The 21,420-nt window shown below is 68.5% G+C and carries 18 protein-coding genes; 8 read left to right on the top strand and 10 right to left on the bottom strand.

Annotated features, from left to right (window positions below):
- Positions 1–48: 48 nt before the first annotated feature.
- Both X946_RS22695 and X946_RS22700 read right to left on the bottom strand, forming a co-directional pair.
- Positions 49–1,263 carry an SfnB family sulfur acquisition oxidoreductase gene (locus tag X946_RS22695; RefSeq protein WP_038752401.1) on the bottom strand — a complete coding sequence of 405 codons (1,215 nt, stop codon included), beginning with the start codon at positions 1,261–1,263 and terminating at the stop codon, positions 49–51.
- A 4-nt stretch (positions 1,264–1,267) separates the two neighbouring features.
- Positions 1,268–2,506 (bottom strand): SfnB family sulfur acquisition oxidoreductase, encoded by a 1,239-nt coding sequence (locus X946_RS22700; RefSeq protein WP_038752403.1) that lies wholly within the window; start codon positions 2,504–2,506, stop codon positions 1,268–1,270.
- Between the two features lie 443 nt (positions 2,507–2,949).
- Here X946_RS22700 and X946_RS22705 point away from each other — a divergent pair, with 443 nt between their 5' ends.
- On the top strand, positions 2,950–3,306 hold the full coding sequence (locus X946_RS22705; protein WP_038752406.1) for a DUF3564 domain-containing protein: 357 nt from the start codon (positions 2,950–2,952) through the stop codon (positions 3,304–3,306).
- 414 nt (positions 3,307–3,720) lie between these two features.
- Here the strand turns inward: X946_RS22705 and X946_RS22715 are convergent, their stop codons facing one another.
- Both X946_RS22715 and X946_RS22720 read right to left on the bottom strand, forming a co-directional pair.
- Entirely contained in the window at positions 3,721–4,119 is a 399-nt protein-coding gene (locus X946_RS22715; RefSeq protein ID WP_038752688.1) for a nuclear transport factor 2 family protein, read from the bottom strand.
- 157 nt (positions 4,120–4,276) lie between these two features.
- Positions 4,277–5,275 carry an AraC family transcriptional regulator gene (locus X946_RS22720; RefSeq protein WP_038752412.1) on the bottom strand — a complete coding sequence of 333 codons (999 nt, stop codon included), beginning with the start codon at positions 5,273–5,275 and terminating at the stop codon, positions 4,277–4,279.
- Positions 5,276–5,470: 195 nt separating this feature from the next.
- Here X946_RS22720 and X946_RS22725 point away from each other — a divergent pair, with 195 nt between their 5' ends.
- The 4 genes from X946_RS22725 (at position 5,471) to X946_RS22735 (ending at position 9,138) form a co-directional block, all read left to right on the top strand.
- The gene (locus X946_RS22725) at positions 5,471–5,932 is read left to right on the top strand and encodes a (2Fe-2S)-binding protein (RefSeq protein WP_038752415.1); all 462 of its coding nucleotides are present in this window, start codon (positions 5,471–5,473) and stop codon (positions 5,930–5,932) included.
- Between the two features lie 3 nt (positions 5,933–5,935).
- Positions 5,936–8,164, top strand: a complete 2,229-nt coding sequence (locus X946_RS22730; RefSeq protein WP_038752418.1) for a xanthine dehydrogenase family protein molybdopterin-binding subunit — start codon at positions 5,936–5,938, stop codon at positions 8,162–8,164.
- On the top strand, positions 8,161–8,325 hold the full coding sequence (locus tag X946_RS35245; protein WP_161788687.1) for a hypothetical protein: 165 nt from the start codon (positions 8,161–8,163) through the stop codon (positions 8,323–8,325). The genes X946_RS22730 and X946_RS35245 overlap by 4 nt, the downstream gene beginning before the upstream one ends.
- 327 nt (positions 8,326–8,652) lie before the next feature.
- A complete protein-coding gene (locus tag X946_RS22735; protein WP_038752421.1) occupies positions 8,653–9,138 on the top strand; it encodes a winged helix-turn-helix domain-containing protein in 486 nt (161 codons plus the stop codon).
- Between the two features lie 44 nt (positions 9,139–9,182).
- Here X946_RS22735 and asnB read toward each other — a convergent pair whose 3' ends face one another.
- Together asnB and X946_RS22745 are read right to left on the bottom strand one after the other, a co-directional pair.
- On the bottom strand, positions 9,183–11,153 hold the full coding sequence (asnB, locus tag X946_RS22740; RefSeq protein WP_038752423.1) for an asparagine synthase (glutamine-hydrolyzing): 1,971 nt from the start codon (positions 11,151–11,153) through the stop codon (positions 9,183–9,185).
- Positions 11,154–11,370: 217 nt separating this feature from the next.
- Positions 11,371–12,195: an autoinducer binding domain-containing protein gene (locus X946_RS22745; protein WP_038752425.1), complete on the bottom strand. Its 825-nt coding sequence runs from the start codon at positions 12,193–12,195 to the stop codon at positions 11,371–11,373.
- Between the two features lie 460 nt (positions 12,196–12,655).
- Between X946_RS22745 and X946_RS22750 the strand changes: the two genes are divergently transcribed.
- Positions 12,656–13,546: a helix-turn-helix transcriptional regulator gene (locus X946_RS22750; protein WP_038752428.1), complete on the top strand. Its 891-nt coding sequence runs from the start codon at positions 12,656–12,658 to the stop codon at positions 13,544–13,546.
- Positions 13,547–13,925: 379 nt separating this feature from the next.
- Here X946_RS22750 and treA read toward each other — a convergent pair whose 3' ends face one another.
- The gene (gene treA, locus X946_RS22760; RefSeq protein ID WP_038752433.1) at positions 13,926–15,635 is read right to left on the bottom strand and encodes an alpha,alpha-trehalase TreA; all 1,710 of its coding nucleotides are present in this window, start codon (positions 15,633–15,635) and stop codon (positions 13,926–13,928) included.
- Positions 15,636–16,146: 511 nt separating this feature from the next.
- On the opposite strand from treA, the gene X946_RS22770 reads away from it, so the two are divergent.
- Both X946_RS22770 and X946_RS22775 read left to right on the top strand, forming a co-directional pair.
- The gene (locus tag X946_RS22770; protein ID WP_038752439.1) at positions 16,147–17,544 is read left to right on the top strand and encodes an MFS transporter; all 1,398 of its coding nucleotides are present in this window, start codon (positions 16,147–16,149) and stop codon (positions 17,542–17,544) included.
- Positions 17,545–17,965: 421 nt separating this feature from the next.
- A complete protein-coding gene (locus X946_RS22775) occupies positions 17,966–19,177 on the top strand; it encodes a winged helix-turn-helix domain-containing protein (protein WP_038752442.1) in 1,212 nt (403 codons plus the stop codon).
- Positions 19,178–19,773: 596 nt separating this feature from the next.
- Here X946_RS22775 and X946_RS22780 read toward each other — a convergent pair.
- The 3 genes from X946_RS22780 to X946_RS36735 form a co-directional block, all read right to left on the bottom strand.
- Entirely contained in the window at positions 19,774–19,992 is a 219-nt protein-coding gene (locus X946_RS22780) for a DUF1653 domain-containing protein (protein ID WP_038752445.1), read from the bottom strand.
- A 75-nt stretch (positions 19,993–20,067) separates the two neighbouring features.
- On the bottom strand, positions 20,068–20,520 hold the full coding sequence (locus tag X946_RS22785) for a GNAT family N-acetyltransferase (RefSeq protein WP_038752448.1): 453 nt from the start codon (positions 20,518–20,520) through the stop codon (positions 20,068–20,070).
- A 230-nt stretch (positions 20,521–20,750) separates the two neighbouring features.
- On the bottom strand, positions 20,751–21,359 hold the full coding sequence (locus X946_RS36735; protein ID WP_161788688.1) for a helix-turn-helix domain-containing protein: 609 nt from the start codon (positions 21,357–21,359) through the stop codon (positions 20,751–20,753).
- Positions 21,360–21,420 lie beyond the last annotated feature (61 nt).

The raw sequence follows: 21,420 nt of genomic DNA on the forward strand, positions 1-21,420 counted from the left end.
CGGTCGATGCGTGTTGCCGCCTGCGTTGCGCGCGATGCGCGGCGCGCGTCACAGTGCGCCGTGGCGCGGCGGCAGCGTGTCGTTCAGGTAGTAGTCGGCGATCGCGATGTATTTCCAGCGCACCGGATCGTGCAGCGTGTGCGTGCGCGCGTTGCGCCAGTGACGATCGAGCGCGTGCTCGGCGAGCGCGCCTTGCGTGCCCGCGAGTTCGAGCAGGCGCGACGATGCGGCGAGCGCGATCTCGGTCGTCGCCGCGCGCGCCTTCGCGACCGCGATCGATGCGGACGCAACCGTGCGCTCGTTCGCGTCGTCGATCGCCGCGTCGACGCGCAAGCCCGCGCGCTCGGTCAGCGCGCCCGCCGCGTCGAGATCGAGCGCGAGCTTGCCGAAGATCTCGAGCGTGAGCGGATCGTCGCTCGCGCGCGCGACGCCGCTGTCGATCCACGGCCGCGCGCGCTCGCGCACGAAGCGGCGCGCGTCGGCGAACGCGGCGCGCGCGATGCCGAGATCGACGGCCGCGTGCAGCAACTGGCCGAGCGGGCCGACGGGCGTCGGCTTCGCGTCGAACGCGTCGCTGTACGGCACGACGGCCGATGCGTCGACATACACGTTGTCGAGCCGCGTCGTGCCGCTGCCCGTCGTGCGCTGGCCGAAGCCGTTCCAGTCGTCTTCGACGGCGAGGCCCGGCGCGTGCGCCGGCGTGAACGCGACGTGCAGCCGCTCGTTCGCGTCCTTCGCGACGACCGGGACCCAGTGCGCGAACAGCGCGCCCGTCGAATAGAACTTGCGGCCGTTGAGCCGGAAGCCCGCGCCGTCGGGCGTGATCGTCGTCCGGTAATCGCGCACGTGCTTCGTGCCGCGCTCGGACAGCGCGTTGCCGAAGCGCTCGCCCGCGAGCGCGCGCTCAAAGTAGAAGCGCTGCTGATCGCGCGTGCCGTTCACGCGCAAGACTTCGAGCATGAAGAAATGATTCTGCGGAATCTGGCCGATCGCGGGGTCGCCCTCCGACACGATCGCGGTCACTTCCGCGAGCGTCGCGGCCGATACCGCCGCGCCGCCGAATTCGCGCGGCACCGCGATGCCCCAGAGGCCCGTCGCCGAATACGCGTCGAGCTCCGCGTACGGCAGGCGGCGCTCGCGATCGCGCGCGGCGGCGTCCGGCGCGATCGTCGCCGCGAACGCGCGGGCCGCTTCGAGCGCCTCGGCGTCGTTCGAAATCCGCCGCGCCGCGCGCGCGGCGGCCGGCTGCGTGAACGCGTTCATCGGCTCAATTCCACGCGTGGCGCGCGGGCGCGACGCCGTTCAGATAGTAATTGCCGACGAGGTGATACTTCCAGCGCACCGGATCGTGCAGCGTGTGCGTGCGCGCGTTGCGCCAGTGGCGATCGAGGCCGTGCTCGGCGAGCGTCGCCTGCGTGCCGGCGAGCTCGAACAGCTTCTCGCTCGCGAGCAACGCGATCTCGGTCGTCAGCACCTTCGCCTCGCCGACCGCGACCGATGCGCGCGCCACGTCGCCCTCCGAAATGTCGCGTTGCGCGGCGATCTCGTCGAGCGTGCGCGCCGCGCGTTCGAGCAGCGCATCGGCTGCGTGCAACTGGATCACGAGGCGCCCCGTCTCGCGAATCGTCAACGGATCGTCGGCCGCGCGCTCGACGCCGCTGTCGATCCACGGGCGCGAGCGTTCGCGCACGAAGCGCAGCGTATCGTCGAGCGCCGCGTGCGCGATGCCCGCATCGATCGCCGCCTGGATGATCTGCGACAGCGGGCCGTTCAGCGTCGGCGCATCCGACACGCGATGCGCGGGGAACACGTGCGATGCGGCGACGCGCACGTTCTCGAGCCGCACCGTGCCGCTCGCGGTCGTGCGCTGGCCGAAGCCCGACCAGTCGTCGACCACCGAGAGCCCCGGCGTGCCCTTCGGAATGTACGCGAGCCAGCCCTTGCGCTCTTCGTCGATCCCGAGCACCGGCACGTAATGCGCGAACAGCGCGCCCGTCGAATAGAACTTCGTGCCGTCGACGCGATAGCCGTCGCCGTCGCGAATCACTCTCGTCTTCAGATCGAGCACGTTCTTCGTGCCCTTCTCCGAGAAGCCGTTGCCGAATCGCTTGCCCTTCAGGATCTCGCCGAAGAAGAAGCGCTTCTGCTCGTCGGTGCCCGTGAGCGCGATCACGTCGACGAGGCCGAAGTGATTCTGCGGCAATTGGCCGAGCGACGGGTCCGCGGCCGCGACGATCTTCACGGCCTCGGTCAACGTCACGTGCGACACGCCCGCGCCGCCGTGCGCCTTCGGCACCGTGATCGCCCACAGGCCCGATTGCGAGAACCAGTCGATTTCTTCATAGGGCAGCCGGCGCTCGCGATCGCGCTCGGCGGCGCCTTGCGCGAGCCGCTCGGCGAGCGTGCGCGCGACGTCGATCGCCTCGGCGTCGCTCGCGATTAGATGCGCGTCTCGCGCGGGCTCGCCGCGCGCGGGTTGGACGGCCGTCTCATGGATCGCGGACATGCTTGTCTCCGTTGAAGAACAAGGGACCAATCTATCAATGGGGCCTGTCGCGACCAACCGATCGATTCGGGAATCGTTATTCCGCGCGCCGGAAAATGTGCATCGCGCGCGCTGCATTGGCGGTGCGTGCAATCGAATGCGGGCGGCAAATCGACACACCTTCGCGACACACCTGCGCGACACATCCGCGCGAAGCGCTTGCGCGACGCAACAGCGCGTAGCAATCGGATCAATGTGACGCGCGTATGCAAGCATCGCTCATGAAAACACCCGATTGCGCAGAAGAGTCCGCACACGGCACGCTATGCATCGATGATTCGCGCGCGTTGCCCAGTGCCGGGCGATGCGACCCGCATCAATCTTTTCGCAACGCCGCTTGCGTTCCGCGTCAATCCACCTAGACTGAGAAAGCTCACCGGCTAACCTTCGAAAGGAGACGAAGCATGCGCCTCACCATTCGAATCAATGGCAGCGATTCCTCTGCGCAGCAATTCGCGGTCCTGTGGCTCGACACCGACGAGCAACTGTGGTCGCGTGAAGCGCATCAAGGCATCGATCTGCCGGCGTGGGGCAAGGTGAAGGACGTCGAAGGCGCGGTTGCGCTGTGCTCGGCCGACAGCGGCGAAGCGCTGTGCCGGCTGCAAGGGCTGTCGTTCTCGAACGTACAGCCTTCGTCCGAAGACGAAGAGCACGGCGACGCGGTCCTCGGCGGCAAGAATCCGCAAGGCGCGTGGCGCCTGCAAGCGGTCGACTCGGCATCGATCCAACCCGAACATCAGGGATTCACGATCGTGCGCTGAGCGCGCGCGCGTCCGGCCCTGCACTGGGCGCCGCGTGATAGGCCGATGCAATCGATTTTCGGATCGGATACGTCGGTCGGCAGCAGACCTTCCACACCACCACCACGCATTGCATCGACAGCGGCGTTCGCTCAACGGGCGAACGCCGCTTTGTGCTGACGGTTCGACGGTTCGCGATTCGACGGTTCGCATGACCGCCGTTCGCGCGCGCCGTGCGAGTGCGGCATGTCGCCGTGCGACGCGCGCGTCGAACTGGTCGCCGCAAAGCGCCCGATTGATTTTCGACGATGCGCGATGCTCGAGCTTGCGTGCGCGTCGCGCATGATGATGTTCGCGCACGCAACGCGCGAACGCACGGCCACGGCGCGGCGAATGCAATCCGCCGCGCCGAGCGCCGCCTTCATACCGCCGCGCTTACTCGATCCGCTCGACCAGATGCGAGCGGTCGTATGGCGCGTCGTACGGCTCGGGCCAGAACTCGACGATGCGCGCGATCTTTCGATGCACCACCGTGAAGAACGAAATCGCCCGCGCGCGCTGAACGCCGTCGGTGACCGATACGTCCGACGCGGCCTCGTGCGCGCCGCCTATCACGCGACCGATCGTAAACGTCCACCGCCCATGCGCCGGATACTCGCTGTTCAGCAGCGCGAAGTTTCGGGCGCCGCGTATGCGCTCGTTCGATTGCGGCCATTCGAGCACGAAGTCGTCGGCGAGCACGGCCGCGACCGCATGAAAGTCGTTCGTGCCCATCAAGCGCCAGAACGCGTGCACGACGTCGACGGCCGTTTCGGTGTCCAGATTCGTTTTCATTTTCATATTCATGTTCGCATTGCCGTATCGTTCGCGCTCGCGCGCGCGAACGGCACCGCCAAGCGCATGAGACGCGCATCCCTCGCCGCGCGCCGAACCCTGCGAATCGAGACCGGCGTCTCGCTTTGCAACGGATGCGCGGCTCGCCACGCGCCGTTCATTCCTGCACGCCGATCCCGTTGCGGCGTCTCAACTGCACGACGTCGCGCAACGGCGGCGCGCCGAACAGGCGGCTGTATTCGCGGCTGAATTGCGACGGGCTGTCGTACCCGACCCTGAGCGCGATCGAGCCGACGTCACCGTGCTGGCCGATCAACAAGCGGCGCGCCTCGTGCAGCCGAAGTTGCTTCTGATACTGAAGCGGGCTCAGCGTCGTCACGTACTTGAAGTGATGATGCAGCGACGACACGCTCATGTTCACCTGCTGCGCGAGCGCATCGATGCTGAGCGGCTCCGCGTAGTGGTGCCGAATCCATTCGATCGCGCGCGCGATCCGGTATGTCTGGCTGCCCGCGACCGCGATGTGCCGCAGCCGCGCGCCCTGCCCGCTCGTCAGCAGCCGGTACAGCAGTTCCTTTTCGATCAGCGGCGCGAGAATCGGAATGTCGTCTGGAGTATCGAGCAATCGCACGAGCCGCAGCGCGGCGTCGAAGAGCGGCTCGGACAGCTCGCCGACGACGATCCCCTCGCCCGTCGGCACCGCGTCCGGCGGCGGCGTGCGCATCTCGGCCGCGAGCTCGGCGATCCGCTGCAAATCGAGCGCGATCTTCACGCACAGATACGGCGCGTCGGCCGACGCGCGCGTGACCTGCGAGAGCATCGGCAAATCGACCGACGTGACGAGGCAGTGCTGATGATCGTATTCGTACGCCTGATCCGCGACCGTCACCCGCTTCGCGCCCTGCGCGGCGAACACGAACGCGGCGCGCGTGACGCTGCAGCCGAGATCGACGGGCGACGAGCAGCGGAAGAACGACAGCGCGGGAATCGCGCTCGGATACGCGCCGTCCGCGGGCGCGAAGCGGTCGATCAGCGCGGCGAGCTCGCGGCGCGCGGCCTCGCGCGACGCGAGCGGCGCGAGCGGCGGCGGCCGCGCATCGGATCGGGGGGGCGCCGCGTGCGCGGCGGGTTCGAATGGGGTGTAGCGCTGTTCCATCGTCAATGAACGAGCGTCGTTCGTCGTGATCGTAGCAGGCGCGTGCGGCCGACGCCACCGCCGCGCGCCCGCCGGGGGATTTGCAGGATTGTTCAATATTTTTGCAGGATTGTGTGAACGCAGCAGCGGTCCGTCCCTCACACTGCCGGCTATCACCCGGCGCCAAGTCCGGGGTTTTCCCCACGGAGATTGTCCATGTCTACCTCGTTTGTGCTGAACGGCAAGAATCTGACGCTGGACGCCGATCCCGCGATGCCGCTCCTCTGGGCGATCCGCGAGAACGCCGGCCTGCACGGCACGAAGTTCGGCTGCGGCGCCGCGCAATGCGGCGCGTGCACCGTGCATCTCGAAGGCCAGGCGGTGCGCTCGTGCGTGCTGCCGCTCGCGGCCGTCGCCGGCAAGCGCGTGACGACGATCGAGGGGCTCGCGAGCAAGCCCGCGAAGGCCGTCCAGGCCGCGTGGGTCAAGCTGCAGGTGCCGCAATGCGGCTACTGCCAGTCCGGCCAGATCATGTCGGCGACGGCGCTCCTCGAACAGAACGCGGCGCCCACCGACGCCGACATCGACGCCGCGATGAACGGCAACATCTGCCGTTGCGCGACCTACACCCGCATCCGCGCCGCGATCCACGAAGCGGCCGCCACCCTGAAGGCCTGAGCGATGACCACCGACCTCGATCTCCCGGACGCGGCCCGCGCGTCCCGCCGCACGTTCCTGAAGGCCGCGGGCGCCGCCGCGGCCGTCGGCCTCACGATCGGCTTCGAATGGCTCGACGCGAGCCGCCCGGCGCTCGCCGCCGCGCCTGCCTCGGGCGCAGCCGCCGCGGGCGCGTTCGCGCCGAACGCGTTCCTGCGCGTCGCGCCCGACAACAGCGTGACCGTGATCGCGAAGCACGTCGAGATGGGCCAGGGCGCATACACCGGCATCGCGACGATCGTCGCCGAAGAGCTCGACGCGAACTGGCGCGACGTGCGCGTCGAAAGCGCGCCCGCCGACGCGACGCGCTACGCGAACCTGCAGTTCGGCAAGCTGCAGGGCACGGGCGGCAGCTCGGCGATGGCGAATTCGTGGATGCAGCTGCGCGAAGCGGGCGCGAAGGCGCGTGCGATGCTCGTGTCGGCGGCCGCCGCGCAATGGAACGTGCCCGCCGCCGAGCTGACGACCCGCGACGGCTACGTGCGCCACGCGGGCAGCGGCCGCGAGGCCACCTACGGCTCGCTCGCGACGGCCGCGGCCGCGCTGCCCGTGCCCGAGAAGGCCGCGCTGAAATCGCCGCGCGAGTTCCGCCTGATCGGCCAACCGGTGCCGCGCGTCGACGCGCTTGCGAAATCCGACGGCACCGCGCAGTTCACGATCGACGTGGCGATGCCCGGCATGCTCGTCGCGCTGTTGCAGCGCCCGCCCCTGTTCGGCGCGAAGGCGAAGTCGTTCGACGCGACGGCCGCGAAGGCGGTGCCGGGCGTCGTGTCGGTCGTTCAGGTGGAGCGCGGCGTCGCGGTCGTCGCGAAGGGCTTCTGGGCCGCGAAGCAGGGCCGCGACGCGCTGAAGGTCGAATGGGACGATTCGAATGCGGAAAAGCGCAGCTCCGATGCGATGATGCGCGAGTACCGCCGGCTCGCCGAACGCGCGGGCGCGCCCGCGCGCCGCGACGGCGATGCCGAGCACGCGCTCGCCGGCGCGGCGAAGCGGCTGTCCGCGTCGTACGAATTCCCGTACCTCGCGCACGCGCCGATGGAGCCGCTCGACGCGGTCGTCAAGCTGACGGCCGACAGTTGCGAGATCTGGGCGGGCGACCAGTTCCAGACGATCGACCAGGGCAACGCCGCGCGCGCCGCCGGCCTCGATCCGTCGAAGGTGCAGATCCACACGCTGTACGCGGGCGGCAGCTTCGGCCGGCGCGCGAACGCGTGGTCGGACTACGTCGTCGAGGCCGTGTCGATCGCGAAGGCGCTCGGCGCGAACGGCACCCCCGTCAAGCTGCAATGGACGCGCGAGGACGACATCCACGGCGGCCTCTACCGGCCGATGTACTTCCACAAGCTCGACGCGGGGCTCACGAAGGACGGCAAGCTCGTCGCGTGGCGGCACCGGATCGTCGGCCAGTCGATCCTCGCCGGCACGCCGTTCGAGCCGGTGATGGTGAAGAACGGGATCGACCAGACGTCGGTCGAGGGCGCGGCGAACCTGCCGTACGCGGTGCCGAACGTGTCGGTCGAGCTGACGACGACGAAGTCCGCCGTGCCGGTGCTGTGGTGGCGCGTCGTCGGCAGCTCGCACACCGCGTACGCGGTGGAGGCGTTCATCGACGAGGCCGCGCACGCGGCGGGCAAGGACCCGTACCTGTTCCGCCGCGACCTGCTCGCGCACGAGCCGCGCCTGAAGGCCGTGCTCGAGCTCGCCGCCGAGAAGGCCGGCTGGGACCCGGCGAAGCCGCTGCCGAAAGGCCGCGGGCGCGGCATCGCGGTCGCCGAGGCGTTCAAGAGCTATGTCGCGCAGGTTGCGGAGGTGTCGGTCGACGAGCACGGCGGCGTGAAGGTCGAGCGCGTTGTCTGCGCGGTCGACTGCGGAACCGCGATCAATCCGGACATCGTCGCCGCGCAGATGGAAGGCGGCATCGGCTTCGGGCTCGGCGCGGTGCTGCACAGCGCGATCACGCTGAAGGACGGCAAGGTCGAGCAGAACAACTTCGACGGCTACCGCGTGCTGCGGATCTCGGAGATGCCGAAGGTCGAGGTGCACATCGTGCCGTCGGGCGAGGCGCCGACGGGCGTCGGCGAGCCGGGCGTCGCGCCGATCGGCCCGGCCGTCGCGAACGCGATCTTCGCCGCGACGGGCAAGCGGCACTACACGCTGCCGTTTCCGGCCGCCGACGGCGACGCGAGCGCGTGACGGGCGTGACGGGCGTGACGGGCGTGACGGGCGTGACGGGCGTGACGGGCGGCGGCAGGCGGCTGCGCCGTCCGCCGCCGCCCTTGTCCATCGATTACGGCTTCTCGGCGTGCGAGACGGCCGTCCGTCCTCTTGCGCAGCGATCGCACTCGAAGCGCTGATTGTCGATGCCATCGCCCGGCCCGCCGCCCGCCCGGGCGACCGAGCCACGCCCCGGCCGCCCCTCGCGTGTTACGTTGCCGCGCGCGGCGACGTAACACGAACGTCCGTGCTACGTAACACACCTTCAGCCGGTTTCAGATTGTTACATTTCCGGCGCCGCGACAAACCCGCCCAACCCGCATGAAAACGCTTTCAATTCATGCACTTATTCGACAAAAAAACACCTTCTGAAGCGCTCTCCCGCTGCATCGCGCCATGCTGGCCCGACAATTGCAGTAAGCCCCTCGTACCGTTCGCCCATTTATCTGCGAATCACGAGGCTCATCATGGATTGCAAGTATCTGCACATCGACAACATCAAGATCAACTTCGTCCGCCGCATCATCGAGATCGACGGCGAGCCGATCAACCTGACGCCGCGCGAGTTCGACGTCGTCGAATTCCTGCTCGACAACATGAACAAGGTGGTGTCGCGCCAGGCGATCCAGGAAGCGGTCTGGGGCCGCGAGCTCGCGGTGTCGTCGCGCACGCTGGACACGCACGTGTCGCGCATCCGCTCGAAGCTCGGCCTCGACTTCGACAAGAACATGCGGATCATTCCGATCTATTCGGTCGGCTACCGGCTCGTGCTGTTCGGCGCGGCGACGACGCGCGTCGAGGCGCACGACGCGCAGCACGCGGTGCGCACCGAAGAACCGCGCGTCTCCGATACGGCCGCACCGATCGCACCGATCGCGCCCAACGCGCCGATCGCGCCGGTCGCGCGTCCGTCCGCCGCGCCGTACCTCAAGCTCGTCGCCGAATACCATTGAGCGCAGCCCGCGCCGCACGCGGACCGAGTCCGCGCGCGGCGCGCCTACTCGGCGCGCTGACGCTCGAGCCACGCCTGGAACATCAGCACCGTCCATAGCGGATGCTGCCAGTTCATCCGGCCCGACTGGTGCTGCCGCCACAGCCGTTCGACGCGCATCGCGTCGAAATAGCCTTCGTCGCGCAGGCGCGCGGGGTTCAGCAGCTCCGCCGCCCAGTCGCTCAGCTCGCCGCGCAGCCACGCGCCGACAGGCGCGCAAAAGCCCTGCTTCGGCCGGTCGATCAGCGGCCGCGGCACGTAACGGTACAGCAGCTTGCGCAACAGCCATTTGTCCTGCCCGTTCGGAATCCGCAGCGCCTCGGGCAGCCGCCACGCGAATTCGACGACGCGGTGATCGAGAAACGGCATCCTCGTTTCGAGGCTCACCGCCATCGCCGCGCGGTCGACCTTCGTCAGGATGTCGGTCGGCAGGTACGTGAGCGTATCGACGGCCATCGCCTGCTCGGCGAACGACAGGCCCGCGGGCCACGCGCCCGGCGTGTCGATCAGCGTCTGCGGCTCGCGGCCCGCGAGCGTGAAGCGCTCCGGATGATGAACCGACGACATCAGCAGCCGGTACAGCGACGTGCGGCTGTCCGCCGTCATCACGTTCGCGAGCTTGTGCAGGCGGTCGCCTACGCGCGGCGACGCGTCGCGCTGCGCCGACGCGCTCCATGCGCCCTGCACGAGCGCGGCGATCTGGTCCGCGTGATCGGGCCGCAGCGCGTGCAGCGCGGCCGCGATCCGCATCCGCACCGCGGCCGGCACGCGGCGCAGCCGTCCCCATAGGCGCGGCGTCAGGAAGTAGCGCGTGTAGCCGCCGAACAGCTCGTCGCCGCCGTCGCCCGACAAGCTCACCTTCACGTGGCGGCGCGTCAGCTCGGAGACGAGCAGCGTCGGGATCTGCGACGAATCGGCGAACGGCTCGTCGTAGACGCACGGCATGCGCGGCACGGTCGCGAGCACGTCGGACGGCTTCACGTAAAGCTCGGTGTGCGACGTGCCAAGATGCTTCGCGACCGCCTTCGCATGCCCCGCCTCGTCGTAGCCCGCTTCATGGAAGCCGATCGTGAACGTCTGCACCGGCTGCGCCGTTTGCGTCTGCATCAGCGCGACGATCACCGACGAATCGACGCCGCCCGACAGGAACGCGCCGAGCGGCACGTCGGCGACCGACTGCTCGGCGATCGCGTCGCGCAACACGTGATCGAGCTGCGCGACGGCGGCGTTCGCATCGCCGTCGAACGGATTCGCGCGGCCCGCGGCGATCACCCGCTCGAGCGACCAGTAGCGGCGCGGCACCGGTTCGACCTCGATGTCCTCGAGCTGCAGGTAAGTGCCGGGCGGCAGCTTGCGAATCCCTTCGTAGATCGTGTACGGCGCGGGCACGCTCGCGTGCCGCAAATACAGGCACAGCGCATCGCGATCGACCGCATGCGATTCGAAGCCGGGAAAGCGCCGCAGCGCCTTCAGCTCCGAGCCGAACACGAACGAGCCGCCGACGCGGCCGTAATAGAGCGGCTTCTCGCCGATGCGATCGCGCGCAAGCGTAAGCACGCGCGATTCCCGATTCCATAGCGCGAGCGCGAACATGCCGACCGCTTTTTGCAGCGCGCGATCGATGCCCCATGCGGCGAACGCGGCGAGCAACACTTCGCTATCCGAATGACCGCGCCATTCGGGCGCGCGATGCTCGCGCTCGAGCTCGCGGCGCAACTCGCGAAAGTTGTAGATCTCGCCGTTGAACGTCATCGCGTAGCGGCCGCACGCCGAGTGCATCGGCTGATGTCCGTGCTCCGACAAATCGACGATCGACAGGCGCCGATGCCCGAGCGCGACACCCGCGCCGGGATCGACCCACAAACCGCTATCGTCCGGGCCGCGATGCGCGAGACTGTCCGTCATTCGCGCGAGGGTCGCGCGGGCTGTCTCCGGCGCGCATGCGACAGGGCCCACGAAGCCGCTGATTCCGCACATGACGAATATCTCGTTCGAATGGTGAAAAGGATATCGCTTGACGGGCGGCTCGCACCCGTCGGTTGGGCGCATATTACGAAGAAAATATTCGTCAATTAATCCGGCTTGCAGCGTTCATTTTTTTCCAGTGAAAAATTAATTCTGCTGTCGCGATTTTGTACACGATGCGCCGATCTGTTGCGCCGCGTCATCCAACACGCGTTCGATGCGCGATTCGTCATGTACGCAGACGTCGCGCCGCGAGATAGGCGAGCTGCGCGCGATTGCGCGCGTTGAAACGTTTTTCGAGCGTGCGGATCTGCGCGCCGACGCGATGCAGCGAGGTGCTGAGCGCGTTGGCGATTTCCTGATCGGACAGGCCGTGCACGAGCCGCTCGAGCACGGCCGCCTCGCCGTCCTCGAGCACGAACGCGCGCGCACCGCCGACGCGCGCATCGAGATGCGGCTGCGCGGCGCGATGCACGTCGAGGCTGAGCGCGAGCGCGCAGCCGATCACGCGATCGTCGAACCACGCGTCGTGCGCCTCGGACGCGAGGCTCACGGCGACGCGCAAATCGAGATGCGGCACCGGCCAGCAAAAGATCACGCCGCTGTGCATTGCATGCGCACGCAACGAATTCACGAGCGCGAGCATGCGCCGCTCGCCCGTGCGGCGCGCGTGCGCGTCGAGCTCGTCGAGCCGCCACGCGACCGGCGAAACGCCCTGCCGCCATTCGGCGAAGCGCGGATCGGCTTCGAACATCCGGCCTTCGACGTACGCGCGCACGAACGACACGGGCGCGAACTCGCGCAGCAGATATGCGGCGAGCATTTGCTGGCCGATCAGCTCGAATGCGCCGTAGCAGAGCGTCGTGAAGCCGGCCGCGCGCAAGCGCGCATCGCAGTCCGCGACGTCGAACGACGCGCGGCGCGGCCCATCGTGCGATGCAGCGAACGACGAGACGGAAGAATGTGCATCGCGCGGCGCGAATTCTCCACGCGATGCGGCGAGCTCGGCATGCGAGAACCATTCGATGCGCGGCGCGCTGTCGGCAATTTTCATGGGGAAAATCGGCTTCCTGTGTTCGTGACGCTGTTGCGCAGGAACCCCGGCATGCAAGTGGTCTTTGATTCGCGCTTTCGTAGCGCTGCTCTGCGCGGTTAGTATTACGGGATATTACGCGCAAGCGTGCCGCTTTGTACAATGCCTTCGCCCGCGACAAGGGCGCGAGTTGCGACGTGCGGATGTCGGGCGCGGGCGAGCGTGTCCGCAATGCGCGCGCCTGCGGCATGCGCGTCAGCGCCGTGCGCATTTGCGACGTGCGAGGCAACGACATGCGCATCCACGCCGCGCACGATGGAAGGGTCCGCGTCGCACACGCGAACGCGCGCGCCGCAGTCGGTTCGCGTCGCGAGCACACGAGCCGCATACGCGCTCGTCACGAGCGTGCACGTGGCGATCGCACACCGCGTCCGTCCGTTCGATCGAACGGCATCGGGCCACCGCCGCGAGGTTTTTCGTCATGTCGGACATTGCAGTGCAGGAGGACGCCGCCGCCGCGGCAGTCGCGCGACCCGTGTCGTGCGCGAACCCCGGCGGCGCGGCGCGCGACGCGCAGTCGATCGACGTCGTCTGGTGCGGCCACGCGAGGCGCGCGACCGATGCCGAGCCGCGCTTCGCGCCGCGCCTGGGCGTGGCGGAAATGCTCGCGAGCGCGCGCGGCACCGCCGAATGCGGCCGCATCGCGACGAGCCTGCTGCGGCTGATGGGCTTCGCGACGTTCGCCTATTTCGCACTCGAGTTCACGCGCGACGCCGCCGAATGCCTGTACCTGCACGAAGCGTTCACGCCCGCCGCGTATCGCGGAGATTACGTGCGGCGCCGCCATTACGACGTCGATCCGCGGATGCTCGGCTCGCGCGCATCGAGCATGCCCGTCGTCTGGGATTTGCGCCAGCTCGCGCGAGACCACGCGCCGCGCGGCGCGGACGCGCTCGACGGCTTCCTGCGCGTGATGCACGACGACGACATGTGCAGCGGCGTGATGTATTCGATGCCCGTGCCGGGCACGCGCATGCATGCGTTCGCGAGCTTCACCGCGCCGCGCCGCTCGCGCGACTGGATCTCGTCGGCGACGCTCGAGCAGGTGCTGTCGCTCGGCTTGTCGGCGCACCGGTTCGCGGCGCCGCAACTGATCGCGTCGTCGCGCGAGCGCGCGGCCGAGCGCCTCACGCCGTTCGAGCGCGAGCTGCTCATCGGCATCGCCGAAGGCGCGTCCGACAAGGAGATCGGCCGACGGCTCGACACCAGCGCACACAACGTCGACTACCATCTGCGCAAGCTGCGCAAACGCTTCGGCGTCGCGAACCGGATTCAGCTGACTTATTTCGCGTCGGCGCGCGGATTGATCTGATTCGCGTGATCACGCACGGCGACCGGCCGCGCGCGATCGCGAGATCGAAAGAGACGCCGCCGCGGGCCGGCGGCGGCAACGGACAACGAGCGGCGCGCCCGAAAGGCGAACGCAAAGCGCCGGCATGCGACGAACGAAGAGGCGAAAAAGCGAAAAAGCGAAGACGCGAAGACGCGAAGACGCAAGATACAACGCCCGCGCAAACACCACGCTACCGCCGCGCGCTCGCCGAGCCTCACCGCGCGACGACGAACGCGCCATCGACGACGATCGCGAGCCGCGGCCATGCATCTGCCTGCTCGCGATCGTTGCATCCGCAACCAATGGATGCAGTGCAAGCCGCTCGCCGCCGCCCGCGCTCCACCCGCTCCGGCATGCGTCAGCCGCCGTACAGATCGAGCAGCTTGAGCGTCACGCCGTTGGTCCAGCCGAAGCCGTCCTGCAGCGGGTACTCGCCGCCGCCGCCGCCGCCCGTGCCCGCGCCTTCGACGACGTACTTCTCGACAAGCTTGCCCTGCGACGCGTATACACCCTTCACGTCGGCTAGGAAACGCGTGCCGATGTCGTTCGCGAGCGCCTTCTCGCCGTATTGCTGCAGCCCGACGAGCGCGATCCAATGCAGCGGCGCCCAGCCGTTGGGCGCGTCCCACTGCTGCGTCGTATCGTAGGTCGTCGTCGTGAGCCCGCCCGGCTTGAGCAGCGTCTTCTGCACGTTCTTCGCCGTCAGCTTCGCGCGCTCCGGCCACGCGACGCCCGCAAACAGCGGATACAGCGCCGCCGCCGACAGGTTCTCGCGCGGCTTGCCGAGCTTCCAGTCGTAATCGCCGTAATAGCCGTTGCGGTTCCACAGATAGCGGTTGATCGCGACCGCCCGCTTCCCGGCGCGGCCGGCGAACTCGGCGACGCACGCGAAATCGCGCGTCACCGCGCAGCCCTTCGCGATCGTCGCCTCGAGGTTGAACATCAGGCTGTTCAGGTCGACGGGCACGATCGCGGTCGTGCGGATCGTCACGAGCGTCTGGTTGTCGCCGAACCAGCGCGAGCTGAAGTCCCAGCCGCTCTCGGCCGCCGCGCGCAAGTCGCGCCAGACTTCCGCCGCCGGCCGGCCGCTCGCCTGCTGCGCGGTCTTCACGTCTTCGAGATACGACTCGTCGCGCGGCGTGTCGCTCGCGTCCCAGTAGCGGTTCAGCACCGAGCCGTCCGGCATCGCGACCACGTTGCGCGCCGCCTGGCCGCGCGGCGTCGTGCGCTCGCCCTGCATCCAGTACGCGTACTCCTTGCGCAGCGCGGGCAGATACTTCTGATAGACGCGATTGCCCTCGACCTTCGCTGCGAGCGTCACCATGTACGCGAAGAACGGCGGCTGCGAGCGGCTCACGTAGTAGCTGCGGTTGCCGTTCGGCACGTGGCCGACGGTGTCGATCAGGTATGCGAAGTTATCGAGCATGTCGTCGACGAGATCTTCGCGGCCCGCCTCCTGCAAGCCGAGCATCGTGAAGTACGTATCCCAGTAGTAGCCCTCGCGGAAGCGCCCGCCCGGCACCACGTACGGTTTCGGCAGCGCAATCAGCGAACTGTAAGGCGGCACGCTCGCCGTCGTGCGCGTAAGGTTCGGCCACAGCCAGTCGATGTGCTCGCGCAGCGTCTGGTTCGCCGGCGGGCTCACCGACTGGTCCGACGGCGGCGTGAAGTACTGCGCGACGAACGCCTTCAGCGAGAAGCCGGGCTGCCCTTTCTGCTGCTGGTAGAGCTGGACGATCGTCGCGGGATCGGCGTTCGGCGTCGAATCGACGAAGGTCTTCTGGTCTTCGAAGATCTGCGCGGTTTGCACCGCGACGAAGAGATCGCCGTAGAGCTGGCTAGGCGGCGGCGGAATCGAAGCGGCGCTCGGCGCGACGCTCGATGCGAAGGCCGCCGCGGAAACGGCGGAAGCCGGCGCGGGCGATGAGTCGGCGCGAGCGAGCGTCGCGCTCGTGCAGCCGATGCCGGCCGCAGCGACGAGCGCAACCCAGGCGGGCGCATTCAGCAGCCGGCGATGGAACGGATTCTCAACATGAAGCTGAAGCGGGCGATGCCGCGGCGTGACCATATCTCCTCCTCCCGTTTTCGCGATGAATGGCAATACGGTCTCCTGCCGCGCGGGCCTCGTGCGTCGCGGCTTTTGTCTGTCGTATGCCGCGGCGGGCAGATTCGCACGAAAACCCGCGTTCAGGCAAGCGGTACATCGCACATTACGCACATATGGCCCGACATCGCGCGCCGCATGCGCACGTCGAGCGCGGTCGCGTCGCTCTCGCCGCGCCCGCCCGCTCGCCGCTGCGGCAGCGCTTTCGCGGGCGCGAGCAGCGGTCGCGAGCTCGTCGTGCGTCGCGACGGCCGGATGCGCGAGCGGCGCGCGGCGCCCTCGCCGAACGCCGCGCGCGACGCCGCGACGCTCCGCCCGGCGACGCAGCCGGCCCGCCGCCCGGCGGGCGCGGCGCCTCGAGCATCGATCCCGGGCCGCGCGCGGCCGGCGACGCGCGACGACAACACGTCGTTGCACGCGCAAGCATGCTGCAACAATCGATGCAATAATGACGTCTTTATCGCGCGTCGTTGCCATGCCGTCTGCTATCTACGCTTTCCTCGCACCGCTGATCGTCGCTTGCGCGTTGTTCATGGAAAGCGTAGACGCCAACATCATCGTGACGGCGCTGCCCGCGATGGCGCGCGACTTCGGGCAGAACTCCGTCACGCTGAACATCGCGATCACGAGCTACGTCGTCGGCCTCGGCGTGTTCATCCCGATCTGCGGATGGCTCGCCGACCGCTTCGGCGCGCGCACCGTGTTCCGCACCGCGATCGGCATCTTCGTCGCGGGTTCGCTCTTGTGCGCGGCGTCGAACAGCCTCGAGCTCTTCACGTTCGCGCGCTTCGTGCAGGGCGTCGGCGGCGCGATGATGGTGCCAGTCGGGCGCATCATCATCTTCCGCGCGGTGCCGCGCACGGAGCTCGTGCGCGCGATGAACTACCTGAGCGTGCCCGCGCTCTTCGGGCCCGCCGCCGGGCCGCTCCTCGGCGGCTTCATCACGACGTACCTGCACTGGCGGCTGATCTTCTTCATCAACGTGCCGATCGGCCTGCTCGGCATCTATCTCGCGAACAAGCACATCGCGAACACGCACGAGCTCGATCCCGGCCCGCTCGACTGGTTCGGCTTCATCCTGTCCGCCGCGGGCGCCGCGCTCCTGCTGATGGGCCTCACGCTGCTCGACGGCGCGCTCGTGTCGCGCGGCACCGCGCTCGCGATGAGCGGCACGGGCGCGGCGCTCGTCGGCTTCTACGTGCTGTATGCGCGGCGCGTCGAGCGGCCGGTTCTCGATCTGCGCTTCCTGCGCATTCCTACGTATCACGCGAGCGTCGTCGGCGGCTCGCTGTTCCGGATCGGCCTCGGCGCGGTGCCGTTCCTGCTGCCGCTCACGCTGCAGGAGGGGCTCGGCATGAGCGCGTTCCATTCCGGCGCGATCACGTGCGCGTCGGCCGTCGGCGGCGCGCTCACGCGCATGCTCGCGCCGCGCACGCTCAAGCGCTTCGGCTTCCGGACGGTGCTGATGTACAACGCGGCGTTCGCCGGGCTTGCGATCGCCGCGTACGGCGTGTTCCATCCGGGCATGTCGGTGCTCGCGATCTGGCTCATCGTGCTCGTCGGCGGCATCTTCCCCGCGTTGCAGTTCACGAGCCTCAATTCGATGATCTACGCGGAAATCTCCTCGCGCGACGCGGGCCGCGCGACGAGCCTCGGCAGCGTCGTCCAGCAAATGTCGCTCGGCCTCGGCGTGACGGTCGCGGCGCTCGTGCTGCACGTGTCGCATTGGGCGCAAGGGCATCCGACGATGGTCTGGTCGGACTTCTGGCCCGCGTTTGTCGTGGTCGGCCTGTGTTCGTTCGCGTCGATTCCGATCACGCGCCGGCTGCCGCCGAACGCGGGCGACGAAGTCGCGCGCGGCAAGCGCGGCTGATGCGATCGGGTGTGCGAAATAAACGGGAAATCGGGACGGGCGAACGCTTCGCGTCGCCGCTCGGAGTTCGGAGTTCGGAGTTCGGAGTTCGATCGGAATTGGGCCGCGGAAAATCCGTCGCCCCAAAAAAATCGGCGGACATCCACTCGGGGCCGGCTGAAAGCCGCATGGATGTCCGCTTGAACTGCTCCGGCCGTCTCGACGGGGGTGAGACGTCCGGACTCGCTCCCTGCGTGCCATAGAGGTATCGTGCGTCGGAAGCAGAGTACTTGTGTCGATGAGACTATAAGGAAACTTCCGACAGACTTCTGTCAACGATTGTCAGACGCCCGCGCCGCAATGCTTCGCGGCGCACGGCGCGGCGCGCCGATTCGCGCTAAAGTGGCGCATCCGTCCGCCCATTGCATCGTTCTCGCCGCTCGTGACCGCTCCGCTCTCGATCGCTTCCGCCCGCGCCCTGCACCTCGCGGCCCAAGGCCTGCTGACCCCGCCCCGGCGCAAAGCCGTCAAGGCCGACGTGCTCGACGCGATTCGCCGGATGGCGCAGTTGCAGATCGATACGATCCACGTCGTCGCGCGCAGCCCGTATCTCGTGCTGTTCAGCCGGCTCGGCCCGTATGCGCCGCAATGGCTCGACGAGCATCTCGCCGACAAGAGGCTGTTCGAATACTGGTCGCACGAGGCCTGCTTCCTGCCGACCGAGGACTTCGGACTGATGCGCCACAAAATGCTCAACCCGGTCGGGATGGGCTGGAAATACGCGGCCGATTGGCACGCGACCCATCGCAAGGAAATCGACGAGCTGCTCGCGCACGTCCGCGCGAACGGCCCCGTGCGCTCCGCCGACTTCACGCGCAGCGCCGGCAAGGGCAACGGCTGGTGGGACTGGAAGCCCGAGAAGCGCCATCTCGAAGTGCTGTTCTCGACCGGGCAGTTGATGGTCGCCGAGCGGCGCAACTTCCAACGCGTGTACGACGTCGCGGAACGCGTGCTGCCGGACTGGGACGACGCGCGCGATCTGCTCCCGCGCGACGCGGTGCTGCCGCGCCTTGTCGACAACACGTGCCGCGCGCTCGGCATCGTGCGCGCGGACTGGATCGCCGACTATTACCGGCTGCCGAAGCGCTCGTATCGCGACGCATTGCATGCGCGCGCGGATGCGGGCGAGCTGCTGCCCGTCGCGGTCGACGGCTGGAAGGAAGACGCGTTCGTGCATCGCGCGCTCGCGCCGCTCGTCGACGCCGCGCGCGACGGCGCGCTGCGCTCGACGGTCACGACGCTGCTGTCGCCGTTCGATCCGGTCGTCTGGGACCGGCGGCGCGCGTCGGCGCTGTTCGACTTCGACTACACGATCGAGTGCTACACGCCCGCGCACAAGCGCCGCTACGGCTACTTCTGCCTGCCGATCCTGCATCGCGGGCGGCTCGTCGGCCGCGTCGACGCGAAGGCGCATCGCGCGCAACGCGTGTTCGAGCTGAAGGCCGTGCACATCGAGCCGGGCGTGCGGCTCGGCGCGGGGCTCGCGGCCGACGTCGGGCGCGCGGTGCGCAAGCTCGCCGACTGGCACGAGACGCCGGTGATCGCGATCGGCAATGCGCCGAAGGAGATTGCGCGGGCGATTGGCGCGCAATGACGGACGCGGACGATGGCGAGGCCGGGTTGAAGTTGAAGTTGAAATGGAAACCGAAGGCGACGCCGAGGTCGTAAGCGAAGCCACAGCCGAAAGCGAAGCGTGGCCGGAATCGAAGTCGAAGTCGAAAACCGCATCGACGGCAAACCATCGATACCCCCCTGCCGCCGCCGCGCGCGCTGACGAACGTCGCCGGTGCCGGCCCGTCGCGCTTTCCGTTCGCATCGACGCCCGTCGACAAGGAAACAAGGAAGCGCTTCACGAGAATGCGATTCGCCGCGCTTTCCCGCAGCGTGCGCGCACGGACTGCATAGAGTTGGGCCTCGGCCGCAAGCGCCCGCACGCCGTCCCGAACGGCTGCGCGCCACCGCAAGCCGCGGCGCCGAAACAGACGGCCACCACGCGCACGCCGACTTCCCGTTCGACTCGCCGACGAACCGCCGGCCGATCGACGCCGCGCGCATTCTCGCAAACGAGCGACCGGCCCGCCCGCCGCCGACCGCGCCGAGCAAGGATCGACGCGCACGCGATGCGCCGCCGCGAACGGCCTTCGATCGCGGCGGCGCAGGCAACCCGGCCGCCGCCCGCGCGTCGCGCGCTCAGCCGCTCAGCTTGCGAAAGCGCGGCGTGCCGTCGTCGAGCGTTTCGTTGAACATCGCCTCGGGGCGCACCCATAGGCTGCGCTCCTTCGGCCACAGCTGCTCGTAGACGACAAGCGATTCCTCCGTCTCCGAATGCCGCGCGACGCCGACCACGCGGTACAGCCCGCCCTTGTAATGACGATGTGTCGCGATGCGTTCGGCTTCCTGCTCGGTCATGATGCGCTCCCTGAAAATCGGCAAGCGCGTATTGTATGCGCGGGCGAGCGCACGAGCGCAGCGCGCCCGACGTACTCAGCGCGCCTCAGGTTGCGCGTACACGTTCGGCCGATGCAGTTCCATCCAGCGTTCCGGATGCGCGGGCGCGACGAAGCCGACGGGCCGGTACAGGCCGTGCGCGTCGCTCGTGACGAGCATCACGCGGCGCAACCCGCGCACGGCGTCGTGCGCGAACACGTGATCGATCAGCGCGCGGCCGTAGCCGTTGCCGCGAAACGCGCGCAGGACGAATACGTCGCACAGATACGCGAACGTCGCGCGATCGGTAACGAGCCGCGCGAAGCCGACGAGCCGTTCGTCGAGATACGCGCCGAAGCACAGCGATCCGGCGATCGCCCGCTCGACCACGTCGCGCGGAATGCCCGTCGACCAATGCGCTTCGTCGCGCAGGAACGCGTGAATCGCGTCGATGTCGAGTTCGGCGTTGTCGGTCGAAAAGCGCAGCGCGGACGTCGATGAGATGGACACGGCAGGGCTCCGGAAAACAAAACGCCGATGGCGAATGTTTCAGACGATAACGCGAAGCGCAGGCGTTCAACAAGAGACGCGACGATGCCGCGCGTTTCGCGGTGCGGGATGCATGTCGAAGCGCGTGCTCGACGCGCCGCGCGCTCGCGCCTCGCGCGGCGTGAGTGAGTGAGTGCGTGAGTGCGCGCGGCGTGCGATGCGAGCGCGAACGGCGACGCCGACGATCGCGGCTAGGACGACGCCGCCCGCCCGGAAAAGCGCCGCGACCGCGTGCGTACGCCCGCCTGCTCGAGCGTCTCGCTCGGCGTGTGGCCGAACGCCGCCTTGAACGCCCGGCTGAAGTATTTTTCGTCCGCGAACCCGTGCCTCCACGCAACGGAGGCGATCGACTCCGCCGGCCGCGCCGGATTCGCCAACACATGCCGAGCCAGCTCGAGCCGCCTGCGTCGAACCCGGTGCATGATGTCGCCCATCGGCTCGAAGAGCTGGTAGAGCTTGGCCCGCGACACGCCCACGGCCTTGCAGATCGAGTCGGGCGTCAGGTCGGGCGCAAGGAGATGGGCGTCGATGTGCCGCTGAACGCGCTGCCTGAGCAGCATGCCGATCTCCCGCCCCGCCTCCGCCACGGCGTCGGGCGTCCCGGACACGCACGCGTTCGCGAGGCGCGCCGTCGATCGGGCGATGTCGGGAATCTCGGCGGTCGTCAGTATCGGCAGGTTGCGAATCAACGAGCGGATGTGATCGGCAAGCAATCGCCCGGTGCCGGACATCAGCGAACTTCCGTGCAAGCTGTCCACCCGCGTCGAAAGCAGCGCCCGCGGAACGGCGAGCCACAGCATCGAGCCCGCGGCGATCCGTGAGTCGAACGGTTGCCCGGCGTCGACGAGATATAGCTCGTCG

The organism is Burkholderia sp. ABCPW 111 (assembly GCF_000773065.1).
Lineage (GTDB): Bacteria > Pseudomonadota > Gammaproteobacteria > Burkholderiales > Burkholderiaceae > Burkholderia > Burkholderia savannae.